This is a genomic window from Methylobacterium sp. HMF5984, from assembly GCF_045033435.1.
GTDB lineage: Bacteria > Pseudomonadota > Alphaproteobacteria > Rhizobiales > Beijerinckiaceae > Methylobacterium.
On record NZ_JBJFLN010000001.1, the window covers coordinates 1,105,648 to 1,117,749 of the forward strand.

The window sequence follows — 12,102 nt, forward strand, 5'->3', positions numbered from 1 at the left end:
GATGGAGCCGCCCTTCTCGCGTCTTGCAGGCGTCAGGCGCCCTCGAACCGCCCGCTCGCATGGGCGAGCATCGTGTAGACCTTGCCGGTCTCGGAGGTCAGGTAGGCGTCGGCGCGGGCCGCGTCGCGGTCGTTGCGGGCCACGTCGCCGAGCAGGCGCTCGAACTCGCTGACGTAGCGGTCGACGGTGCGGCGGAACTCGGCGTCGGCACGGTAGCGGCGCTGCATCTCCAGGAAGGTCTGCTTGCCCTGCGGCGTGTAGATCTTGATGTCGAACAGGTTCGGCTCGCCGCGACGATAACGCTCCCAAAGGTCGACCGCCGTGCGGTGGTCGATCATCCGCGCGATATCAGCCGAGATCGTCTCCAGGGCGATCCGACCGGTCTCCACTGCGGCCTTCGACGTGGCAGCGGCAGGGACGGGGGGCTCGGTGGCGCCGGCTTCGTCCTCGTCGTCGAGCGAGGCCCGCGTCAGCAGATCGGACAGCCAGCCGCGCTTGTCGCTGGAGGCCGGGCTTGCCGTCGGGCGGACCGGGGACGCGGGACGCGCGGCCGGGGTCTCGGCCCGTGCCGTCGCCACGGGCCGCGCCGGGGCGGCCGGGGCCGCCGGCCGGGCGGCAGCCGCCGCGGGAGGCGTCCGCGCCGCTGCCGGGGCGGAGGTCGCGGCGGGCGACGGCTGCGCCGGAGCCGGGCGGGAAGCCGGAGCGGCACGACCGCCGGCCTCCGCCGTCCGCCGCTGCTCGGCCGCCTGCGGCTGAACCACGTCGACCGCACGGTTCGAGCGGGCGACGAGGGCCGAGAGCTCGTTCAGCGCCTTGATCTGATCGGAGACCACGCGGCGCATCTCGCCGGTGGCGTCCTGGGTCTCCTGCGGCAGCTCCAGCACGCCGCGGGCGAGGTCGGCGCGGGTGGCGTCGAGCTCGGTCCGGATCGCCCCTGCCATCTCGCGCATGCCGGCGACCGATTCGCCGAAGCGGGTCTGTGCCTCCGCGAAAACGGTGCGCATCTCGGCCGAGGCGGCGGCGATGGCGGCGCGGACGGACTCGGCGGTCTTCTCGCCCTCCGCGTCGGCTCCGGTCCGGAGGCCGTCGAAGGCCTCCGAGACACGGGCGCCGGCGGCGCCGGCCGACTGCGTGAGGCTTTCGCCGACGGCGCGAGCGCGCTCCTCGGCGGCGCGCAGCGAATGCTCGATCGACTCGGCGAAGGCCGCGGTCTGGCTCTCCAACGAAGCCGAGCGCTCCTGCAGGCCGGCCAGAGCCGTCTCCATCGCTTCCTCGCGGCCAGACAGGCTGGCAGCGAGCCGGCCCTCGACGCCCTCGAGCGACCCGGCGGCGCGGCCGAGCTCGGCCACATGGGTGCGGGACTGCTCGGCCAGGGCGCGGCTGCGGCCGTCGAGGGCCTCGGCCAGGCTCGTGGCCTCGCGCACGGCCCCTTCGGCGACGCCGCGCAGGGCCTCGACCTGGGCCGAGACGCCCTCGCTCGCCGTCCCGGTCTGCGCCGCGACCTCCTGCAGCGCCTCCTGGATCTGCTGGACGCGGTTGGCGAGGCTGCCCTCGATCGCGCCGAGATTGGCATCGGCACCGGCGACCAGATCCATGAGGGCCGCGTTCGCCGCCTCGATCCGGGCGACAACGCTGCCGAGGTCGCGCCGCAGGCGGTCGTTGACCTCGGACAGGCCTGCGATGGAGCGGGCCGCACCGTTCTCGACCGCGGCGCGCAGCGCTTCGGCCGATTCGCGCGATTGCAGGGTCAGCGCCTCGGTGCGCTCGCGCAGCGCCTCGATCAGGGGCTCGCCGGTCTCGGCGAGCGCCCGCTCGATCGCGGTGCCGCGCTCGGCCAGGGCGCCGGAGAGCTGCAGCACCGGTCCGTCGATCACCGCCCGCAGGCGGTCGATATGGCCCTTCATGGTGTCCGCGACCGTGCGGCCGGTCCCGTCGACGCGCTCGACCAGGGCGCCGCCGCCCTCCTCGATGCCGCGGACGATGGTCTCGGCGCTCTGCGCGAGGCGGCGTGCCAGGGCCTCGCCGCGGGAATCCACCAGCGTGCCGAGCGCGTCGGCGCGGCGTTCGAAGCCGGCGGACAGGGCCTGGGTCCGCTCGTCGAGCAGCGCCGCCATCGCGGCGTTGCGCTCGTCGAGGGTCGCGCCGAGCGCCGCCGTGTGGGCGTCGGCCAAAGCCGCGTGGCTGCGGGCGCGCTCGTCGAGCGCCGCCACGAGGGACGCCATCCGCTCCTCGACGAGGCCGGCGAAGGCGTCGTGGCGGTCGTCGAAGGCCGTGGCGAGCGCGTCGCCGCGCGAGGCCACCAGGGTGGCGAAGGTCTTCATCCGGCTGTCGATGCGCTGGGTGAAGGCCTCGCTGCGGCCGTCGACGCTGACGGTGAGGGCCGTGCCCTGCGCCTCGACGGTCTTGGCGAAGGCATCGGTCCGCGCCTGCAGCAGGTCGGCGAGGTCGGCCATGCGGGCGTCGAAGGCCTCGGTGATTGCCCGGGTGCGGGCCTCGACGTCGCCGCCCAGGGCCGAGGTGCGGCTTTCGAGCAGGTGCTCGATCGTGCTGGTCGCCTCGTCGAAGAGGGCGCGCAGGCCGTCGGTGCGGGCCGCGACCATCCGGGCGAAGTGCTCGGCACGATCCTCGACGGCGCTGCCCAGCGCGTGGCCGCTCTCGTCGAACAGGGAGCGCAGGGTCTGCGTCCGGGTGTCGACGGTCTCGGCCAGCTGCCGCCCGCGGCTCTCGACCAGGCCTTCGAGGGCGTCGTGCGCATCGGCGAAGGCGGTGCGCAGGGCGGACGTGCGCTCGTCCAGCGCCTCGGTGAGCTGGCGCTCGCGAGCGTCGACGAGCTGCGCCAGCGCGGCCGGCGCCTCGTCGAACACCGCGCGCAGCGTCGCGACGCGGGCGTCCACGTTCGTGGCGAGATGATCGCCGCGGCCTTCGACCACCGCATCGAGGGCGGCATGCGCCTGCTCGAACAGGGCGCGCAGCATCTGCGCCCGGGCGTCCACGGTCTTGGCGAACTGCGTCCCGCGGCCGTCGACGAGGTCCGCCAGCGCATGCAGGCGCTCGTCGAACAGGGTTCCCATCGCCTGGGTCCGGTCGTCGAGGGTGCTCGTGGCGTGGCCGAGCGTGGTCGCGATGGTCTCGACCAGCTCGCGGCCGCGGCTGTCGAGGGCGTCGTGGAGCGGGCCCATGCGGCCGTCGAGGCTCGACGACAGGGTCGTGGCGTGCTCGTCGAGCAGGAGGCGGATCTGGTTTGTGCGGGCGTCGAGCAGGTCGTGGACCGTGCGCACGCCCTCGTCGAGCAGGCCGCTGATGTCCGAGGTGCGGGACGAGAGGGTGCGCCCGAGGCGCCCCTCGCCGTCGCCCAGCATGCGCTCCGCGTCGGCGATGGTCTGCTGCAGCTTGGCCAGCACGCTCTCGCCGCGCTGGTCGATGACCTCGCCGAGCGAGGTGCCGCCGCGGTCGAACAGGCGGGCCAGCTCGGTGATGCGGCCGCCGATGGCGCCGAACACCATGCGGCCCTTCTCGTCGAGCTCGTTCGACATCGCGGCGGTGCGCTCGTCGATGAGCTGGCCGAGCAGGTCCGAGCGCTCGGCGAAGGCGCGCCGTACCGTCTCGGTCTGGGTCGCGAGCGCCGCGTCGGCGCTGGTCGCCCGCTCCTCGATCAGGGCGACGAGTTCCTGGACGCGGCCGGCGAGCGCGGCGTCGATGCCGCCGGTCCGCTCCTCGATCGCGCGGGTGAGGTCGGCGACGCGCGCGGCCATCGCCGCGTCGATGCCGCTGGTGCGGCTCTCGATCGTCTCCACGAGGTCGCGGGTCCGGCTGCCGAGTTCCTCGTCGACCGCGCGGGTGCGGCTCTCGATCAGGCGGATCGCCTCGAAGGCCTGGGCACCGAAGCGCTCGTCGACCAGGCGGCTGCGCTCTTCAAGCGCCGCGCCGATCGCCTCGAGGCGGCCGAGCACGCCGGTGTCGAACCGTCCGGCCCCCTCGTCGAGGCGGCGGGCGATCTCCTCGCTGCGGAGCGCGAGGGCGTCGCTGATGGCGACCGCGCGGGACGCGATGTCCTGGCCCAGGCCCTCGGTCCGGCTGTCCAGCGCCTGCACGAGGTCGCGGCTGCCCTCGGCCATGATCCGCGCCATCTCGCCGGTGCGACCGACCAGGGCCTCGTTCAGCGCCGTCGCGCGGGTGCCGAGATGCCCGTCGATGTGGGTAACGAGGTTGGCGAAGGTCTCGCCGATCTCGCTCGAACGCTTGGCGGAACGCTCTTCCAGCGCGCCGAGATGGGTCTCGACCGCGTCCTGCGCGTCGCGGGTGCGTTCGGCGATGGATTCGGCGACCGCCTTGCCCTTCACGGAGATGATCCGGTCCATCTCGGCTAGGCTGCCGCCCATGGTCTCGCCGAGCGTGCTCGTGTCGCGGGAGATCTTGTCGGCGAGGATGTCGCCGCGGGCGATGATGTCCTGCAGGGCGGCGAGCCGGCTGCCGATGGTTTCGTCGATCGCCTTGACCCGCACGTCGGCGGTCTCGCCGAAGCTGGCGCCGCTCTGGTGGAGGGCGTCGGCGACGCGCGCGCCCTGCGTCGCGACCGCGAGGACGATGTCGCGTCCGGTCCCGGCGATCCGCGCCTGGGTCTCCTCGGCATGGCTGGCGAGGAGGTCGGTGACGCCGCGGCCGTGCTCGCCGAAGGCCGCCTCGATCGTGCGCATCCGGGCGGACAGCTCCTCGGCGACCTGATCGGCGGCGCGGGCGATGGCGCCTGTGGTCTCGTTCGAGCGCGTCGCGAATTCGGCGTTGAGCGAGCCCATCGCAGTGCGCAGGGCCTCGATCGCCGCCTCGGCACGGCTGCCGAGCTCGCCCCCGGTCTCCTCCGACGCGGCGCGGATCCGGCCGAGCAGGCCTGTCATGTGCGTCTCGACGGCACCCGTCACCTCGCCGGAGGTCGCGCGCAGCGCGTCCATCGCGGCGTCGACGCGGGCGGCCATCTCGGCGGTCTGGGTCGCGGTGGCGCCGTGCGCGGCGGTCGCCGCAAGGCCGATCGCCTCGGCGGCCTCGGCGCTGCGGGCCGCGAGGTCGGCGGCGGTGTCGGCCAGGCGACGCTCGAAGATTTGAACGGCCTCGACGGTGCGGGCCTCGAGCTCGCCGGTGGCGCCGGCGGCCGAGCGGCGCATCGCCTGCGCCGCCTCGGCACCGGTCGCGCCGATCGAGACCGTGGTCTCCTCCGCCGAGCGGCGGAAGCTGTCCACGGCCTCGGCGGTGCGCGCCGCGATCTCGGCCGAGAGAGTCGCGATGGTCTCGCGGAGTGAACCGGTGGCGCCCGAGGCGCCGTGGGCGAAGGTGTCGCCGAGGTTGGCGAAGGCGGCCTCCAGGCTGGAGGCGGCCTCCTGCGAGCGCTGGGCCACGAGGCTGCCGGCGCGCTCGCCCGCCGCGTCGAGGCGGGTCTCCAGGTCGCCGCCGTGGAGGGTGATGGTCTCGTGCAGGCGCCCGGCGATCGCCTCGATGCGGTCGGCGACGCCGCCGCCGCCTGTGGTGACCGCCTCCGCGACCCGCTCGGCGGTGCCGACGAGGTCGTCGCGGACGGCGGCGGCGCGCGACGCGAAAGTCTCGATGACCCCCGCAGCGGCGAGCGCCAGCCCGGCCTGGGCGTCGCGGCCGCGCGCCTCGATCGACGCGGCGACGCCGTCGCCGGCGGTCTCGATCTCGGTGCGGAGCGCGGCGCCGCGGCCGGCGATGTCGTCGGACAGGGCGGTGCCGGTGGCCGCGAAGTGCGCGCGCAGGGCGTCGCCGGTCTCGGCGAAGCGGGCGGTGATCTCGCCGCCGGTCTGGGTGAAGCGCTCGGCGAGCGCATCGCCGCGGCTGAGGAACGTGGTCTCCAGGCTTCCCGCCGAGCGCTCGAAGCTCTCGCGCACCGTCGCGCCCTGGCGGTCGAGGGCATCGATCACGCCGGCACCGGTCTCGGCGAGCGAGCGTGCGACCTGGCTGGCGTTCTCGGCCAGCCGCTCGGTCAGCGCGCCGCCGGTGCTCTCGAACACCCGGGTCACGTCGGCCGCGCGGGTCTCGAACGACCGCGTCAGCGTCTCGCCGACCTCGGCGATCGAGCCGCGCACGCCTTCGCTGGTGGCGGCGAGCCGCGCGATCAGCTCGTCGCCGCGTCCCGACATCACGCCGACGACGCGGTCGCCGGCCTCGCCCAGCGACGTCGTGATGGCGTCGCCGCGCGCGTCGAGAGCGCCGGTGACGCGCTCGCCGGCGCCGGTCATCGCCGTGACGATACGCTCGGCCGCGCCCTCCAGCTCCTGCGTCAGGCTCTGGTGCGAGCCGGTGATCGCGCCACGCACGCGCTCGGCGTTGGCGACGATGGACTCGCGCTGCGCCACGAGCTCGTCGACCAGGGAGCGGATGCGGATCTCGTTGTCGGAATAGGCGCGTTCCAGGGTCGCGATCTCGCCGCGGACCAGGGTTTCAAGCTCGCCGGCCCGGGCCAGGGCCCGCTCGACGCCGTCGCCGACCGCCGCGACCTCGCGGCGGACGGTCTGCGACATCGTCAGCACCGCGTCGGTGGAGAAGCTCTCGGGCTCGGCCAGGCGGATCGCGACCTCTCCGACGGCGCGCGCCACGAGGCGCATCTCCTGGGCCCGCACGGCCAGCATGCCGGTGATCAGGAACAGCACCACCGGCCCGACCAGCGCGGCGGCGCCGACCGTGGCCTGCAGCGCGGTGAGGCCGGTCAGAAATCCCTTCAGGTCGCCGCCGGACTGGTTCCAGGCCAGCAGCGCGAGCCCGTTGACCCAGAGGAACGCCGCCAGCGCGGCCAGAATGTAGGGAGTCCGCGCCGGGCGCACGCGCAGCGTCTGCTGCAGGATTCCGATGTTGCGCCGGTCGTCGTTGGCCACCAGCGAGCGGTCGGGCGGAAGCAGGCCGCCTTCGCGATGCGCGCGCTCCCGGCCGGGCGGCGGCACGTCGGAGGCGAGCGGCGGATCGAGGTCGAGGCGCGGCGGGCTCAGGCGCCCGCCCTGCTCCTGCAGCGGGTCGCCGTCGCCGACATCGGGCAGGCGCGGCTCGGTCCGGGTCTCGGCCTCGGGCGTCAGGACCTCGAGGTTCAGCGCCTGCTCGATCGCAGAGAGCGCCGCCTCGGCCGGGTCCTTCAGCTTCTTTTCGGTGGCCATGCAACGCCTCGTTACGCGATCTCGCGACCGCCGGCGAGAGCCGGTGGCGGAGACACAACTACCCGTTTACCAAGTCAATTTAGACCCCGCCGGTCCCCCCGGATACCCGATCGGGGACCCCGCTTCGGAATTCCTTAACGGAATGGTTACCAAGGCGGAGCGGACCTGGCGGACAGGCCGCCAACCCATGATGCAGCAAGGATGATCCGGTGGCGACCGCTTTGCGGCGCGCCCTGTGGACAGCCGGGATGCAGATCCGAGGAAGCCCGACCGTGGACGCCATCGACCGTGCGCATCTCGACGCACAGACGTTCGGAGACGCGGATCTGGCCGCCGAGCTCCTCGGCCTGTTCGCGGAGCAGTGCCTGCGGATCCTGCCGCGCCTGTCCGATGCGGCGCTGCCGGGGCAGGACCGTGCCGATCTCGCCCACACCCTGAAGGGTTCCGCCGCCTCGGTCGGCGCCGGGCGCGTGCGCGATCTCGCCGCCGCCGCCGAGTCGGCGCTGCGCGGGGGCGGCGACGGCGCAGACGCGGTGGCCGCCCTCGGACCGGCGGTCGCGGCCGTGCTCGCGGAGATCGCCGGCTGATCCTGAGCGGTCGACATCTGCGGCATAAGCGGTTCGGGTTGCAGGGGAGGGGAACACGCCGCGGCTTGCCGCGTAGCTTGCAGCGACAAACCCATCCCTCAGGTGTCCGCCGACGCGTCACAACGTTCGCGTGCTTGCAATCCGCGTCATGCCCCGCCAAGCAGGCCCGGCGCTCGCCGGACATTTGCCCGCCCGATCCACGAGCCCGGAGTTACGGATGCCCAAGATCACCTACGTCGATCATGCCGGAACGGCGAGGACCGTCGAGGGCAGCGTCGGCGCCACCGTCATGGAGACGGCGTTGCGCAACAACGTGCCGGGGATCGACGCGGAGTGCGGCGGCGCCTGCGCCTGCGCCACCTGCCACGTCTACGTGGCCGACGATTGGGCCGAGGCGGTCGGGCCGGCCGAGGACATGGAGCAGGACATGCTCGATTTTGCCTCCGACGTGAAGGCGACGTCCCGGCTCTCGTGCCAGATCCGCATCAAGCCCGAGTTCGACGGGCTCACGGTGACGACGCCGGCCCGCCAGGGCTGAGCGATCGGGTTCAACGCAGCAGCGCCCGCATCGCCCCGTCGAGGCCTTCCAGCGTCAGCGGGAACATGCGGTCGGAGAACAGCCGCCGCATCATCGCGATCGATTGCGTGTAGCCCCATTGCGGCGCCGGCACCGGGTTGAGCCACACCGCCTTCGGGAAGTGCGCGAGTACCCGTTGCACCCAGGCCGCGCCGGGCTCCTCGTTCCAGTGCTCCACCGATCCGCCGGGCGCCGCGATCTCGTAGGGGCTCATCGAGGCGTCGCCGACGAACACCACCCGGTAGTCCGACGGATAGGTGCGGATCACGTCGACGAGCGGCGTCGCCGCGTCGTGGCGGCGGCGGTTCTCGGTCCACACCGCCTCGTAGGGGCAGTTGTGGAAGTAGAAGTGCGCGAAGTGCTTGAACTCCGAGCGCGCGGCCGAGAACAGCTCCTCGACCTGCTCGACGTGCCAATCCATCGAGCCCCCGACGTCGAGAAACAGCAGCACCTTCACCGCGTTGCGCCGCTCCGGCCGCAGGCGCACGTCGATGTAGCCCTGGCGGGCGCTCTCGCGGATCGTGCCGTCGAGGTCGAGCTCGTCGGCCGCCCCGGTGCGGGCGAAGCGGCGCAGCCGCCGCAGGGCCAGCCGCATCGTGCGGGTCCCGAGCTCGACGGTGTCGTCGAGATCCTTGAACTCGCGCTTGTCCCAGACCTTCACCGCGCGGAAGTTGCGGTTGCCGTCCTGGCCGATGCGGATGCCCTCCGGGTTGTAGCCGTAGGCGCCGAAGGGCGAGGTGCCGCCGGTGCCGATCCACTTGGAGCCGCCCTGGTGTCGCTTCTTCTGCTCGGCGAGCCGCTGCTTCAGGGTCTCGAACAGCTTGTCCCAGCCGAGCGCCTTCATCTCCGCCTTCTCGGCATCGGTGAGGTACTTTTCGGCGAGCTTGCGCAGCCATTCCTCCGGAATCGCGGTGGGCGCCACAGCCTCGCCGACGGTTTCCAGGCCCTTGAAGACCGACCCGAACACCCGGTCGAACCGGTCGAGATGGCCCTCATCCTTCACCAGGGCCGTACGGGCGAGAAAGTAGAACTCCTCGACCCGCTTCTCGGCGAGGTCGCGCTCGAGCGCGCCCAGCAGGACCAGGTACTCGCGCAGGGAGACGGGGACGCGCGCCTCGCGCAGCGCTGTGAAGAACTGAAGCAGCATCGCTCGATAACGCGCCGCGGCGGGCATCGGGTCAAGCGCCGGTCGCGATCACCTGAAGGGCGGTGCGGCGGGACGATGGGCTCCGGCAGGCCAGGATTCCTGGGTACAAGTCCTCATTCCTGTTGATATCCCGTCGAGTCGGGCTCGCACGGTCACGCAAACAGTCATCGGAATCGATCATCTCGGATGCATCGAGTCCAGCCGGGCGTGGCGAGAGTCAACATGCCCGGAATCAGGAGGTCTGCGATGGCAGTCATCCTACGCAACATGTCCGAATTCAAGCGGTTTCTCGGGAAGCCGGGCGCGATGATTCAGGTCGTTCGCAACACCTTCATGGATCGCCAGCCCGAGGCGGCCCGCGCGGCCTACCGCGACAAGGGCATGTACCTGCCGCGCACGGTCCAGGCGATCTCGCGAAAGGCGGCGGTGTTCGCGCTGAAGGGGCATCCGGGAACGGTCTGGCTGTACTGGGACAAGGGCGCCCGCGGCTGGCGCTTCAACGGCGACACGGTGACGGTGCCGCTCTCGATGGGGCTCGGACCGCCCGACGAGATCGTCTACCGCTGCAGCTTCGCAGAGGGGCTCGAGCCGGCCCGCGCGGTCCGGGCGGCCAAGCCGGAGGCGCGCGACTGGCACGGCGAGGCGATGCCGAACCTGATCTGACCGCAGGCGCGCGGCGTCCGCGCCCGGCTCAGGCGCGCCGCACCACCGGAGCGGGCTCGTCCTTGGGAGGCGCCTCGCGCGGCGCCTCGTGCGCCTTGCCGACGGTGCGTCGCGCCCGGAAGACCGGGCGGGTGTCGGTCTCCTTGCGCTTGAGCATCGCGCGGTACTCGTCGCGGCGCTCGTGGATCGAGGCGATGACGAGGCCCATCGGCACGCCGACATCCACCAGCACCGCCTCCGACAGCTGAAGCGAGGCCTCGATCGTCTCCGGCACCGCGTCGTCGACGCCGAGCTCGTAGAGCGCGGTCGCGTGCTTGGCGTCGCGGGCGCGCGCGACGATGGTCAGGTCCGCCCGCTCGGCGCGGGCGGCCATCACCACCGCCTCGACCGCGTGCGGGTTGTCGAGAGTCACCACCAGCGCCCGCGCGGTGGCGATGTCGCAGCGGCGCAGCAGCTCGGTGTTCGAGGAATCGCCGAAATAGACCGGCTTGCCGAGCCGGCGCTGCTCGGCGACGCGGGCGGCGTCCGCGTCGAGGGCGAGGTAGGGGATCTTGTGGCGGGCCAGCATCTCGCCGACCTGCCGACCGACCCGGCCGTAGCCGGCGACGATGACCCGGTCCTGCTGCTTGTCCGGCGGCGGGTCGGCCCGCACCCGCCCGGCCTGGTTCTTCGAGGCGCGCTTCCCGATCCGCCGGCCGAGCGCCGCGAGGCCCGGGATCATGATCATCGTCACGGTGGTGACGATCAGCGCCGCGCCCCCGACCGGCTCCGGCACCAGGCCGCCGGCCATCGCGCCGCCGATCAGCACGAAGGCGAACTCGCCGCCCGGCCCGAGCAGCATCGCGGTCTCTAGGGCGACGGCGCGGGAGAGCTTGAGCGCGGGCGCCGCCATCACCACGACCGCCGCCTTGATGAACAGCAGCGCGAAGGCGAGCCCGAGGATCGCGCCGGGCGCCGCCAGCAGCTGCGCGGGATCGAGGTTCATCCCCACGGAGACGAAGAACACCCCGAGCAGGAGCCCCTTGAACGGATCGATCGTGGCCTCGATCGCCCGGCGGTACTCGGTCTCGGCGAGCAGCAGCCCGGCGACGAAGGCGCCCAGCGTCATCGACAGGCCCGAGGCGGCCGCCGTCAGCGCGGTCGCGACGATGACGAGCAGGCAGGCCGCCATGAACAGCTCGGCCGACTTGGTGCGCGCCACGAGGTGGAACAGCGGCCGAAGCGCGAGGCGGCCGGCGACCACGATCAGCACCAGGGCGATCGCCGCCTGGGCGAGAGCCAGAGCCAGCGCGCCGCCCATGTCGGCGCCGTCGCTGCGGCCCGACACCGCGATCGCGAACAGGACCGGCGCCACGGCAAGGTCCTGGAACAGCAGCACCGCGAAGCTCGCGCGCCCGGCCGGCGTGTTCAGGCGGCGCTGCTCGGCCAGCACCGGCAGCACCACGGCGGTGGAGGACAGCGCCAGCGCGATGCCGACGATCACCGCGCCCGCCAGCGGGACCTTCAGCCCGAACAGGATCGACCCGATCACCAGGGCCGAGCAGATCACCTGGATCGAGCCGAGGCCGAAGACCAGGCGCCGCAGCGTGCGCAGCCGCTCCCAGGACAGCTCGACGCCGATCATGAACATCAGGAAGATCACGCCGAACTCGGCCAGATGCGCGATCTCGGTGCGGTTGCCGATCGTGAACAGCGAAACCCAGTGGAACTGGTCGGCGAAGCGGCCGAGCCCGAACGGCCCGAGGAGCGCGCCGGCCCCGATGAAGCCCAGCACCGGGCTGATGCGCAGGCGATGGAAAAGCGGCACCACCACGCCCGCGGTGACGAGGAACAGGATCGCTTCCTTGTAGGAGCCGGCATGGACGTCGGGCATCGGCGGTCGGTTCGAACCTCTTGGTCGGGTGGCGCTGCTTTGGGTCGCCGCGATCATGCGAGTTGGGCGCCGCGCGAGCAACCTCGAAACGCCGCCGCGGCGCG

6 protein-coding genes are annotated in these 12,102 nt (G+C 72.9%); 3 read left to right on the plus strand and 3 right to left on the minus strand.

Going from position 1 to position 12,102, the window contains the following annotated elements:
- Positions 1-32 precede the first annotated feature (32 nt).
- Positions 33-7,151 (minus strand): hypothetical protein, encoded by a 7,119-nt coding sequence (locus ACFZ8E_RS05225; RefSeq protein ID WP_405042228.1) that lies wholly within the window; start codon positions 7,149-7,151, stop codon positions 33-35.
- Between the two features lie 272 nt (positions 7,152-7,423).
- On the opposite strand from ACFZ8E_RS05225, the gene ACFZ8E_RS05230 reads away from it, so the two are divergent.
- Together ACFZ8E_RS05230 and ACFZ8E_RS05235 are read left to right on the plus strand one after the other, a co-directional pair.
- The gene (locus ACFZ8E_RS05230) at positions 7,424-7,738 is read left to right on the plus strand and encodes an Hpt domain-containing protein (protein WP_243935539.1); all 315 of its coding nucleotides are present in this window, start codon (positions 7,424-7,426) and stop codon (positions 7,736-7,738) included.
- 217 nt (positions 7,739-7,955) lie between these two features.
- Positions 7,956-8,276: a 2Fe-2S iron-sulfur cluster-binding protein gene (locus ACFZ8E_RS05235; protein WP_147726980.1), complete on the plus strand. Its 321-nt coding sequence runs from the start codon at positions 7,956-7,958 to the stop codon at positions 8,274-8,276.
- Between the two features lie 10 nt (positions 8,277-8,286).
- Here ACFZ8E_RS05235 and ACFZ8E_RS05240 read toward each other — a convergent pair whose 3' ends face one another.
- Complete coding sequence (locus ACFZ8E_RS05240; protein WP_405042229.1) at positions 8,287-9,462, minus strand: vWA domain-containing protein; 1,176 nt, start codon at positions 9,460-9,462, stop codon at positions 8,287-8,289.
- A gap of 246 nt (positions 9,463-9,708) precedes the next feature.
- On the opposite strand from ACFZ8E_RS05240, the gene ACFZ8E_RS05245 reads away from it, so the two are divergent.
- A complete protein-coding gene (locus ACFZ8E_RS05245; protein ID WP_147726978.1) occupies positions 9,709-10,125 on the plus strand; it encodes a hypothetical protein in 417 nt (138 codons plus the stop codon).
- 28 nt (positions 10,126-10,153) lie between these two features.
- On the opposite strand, the gene ACFZ8E_RS05250 is transcribed toward ACFZ8E_RS05245, so the two are convergent.
- Positions 10,154-11,998 (minus strand): cation:proton antiporter, encoded by a 1,845-nt coding sequence (locus tag ACFZ8E_RS05250; protein ID WP_147726977.1) that lies wholly within the window; start codon positions 11,996-11,998, stop codon positions 10,154-10,156.
- Positions 11,999-12,102: the final 104 nt, after the last annotated feature.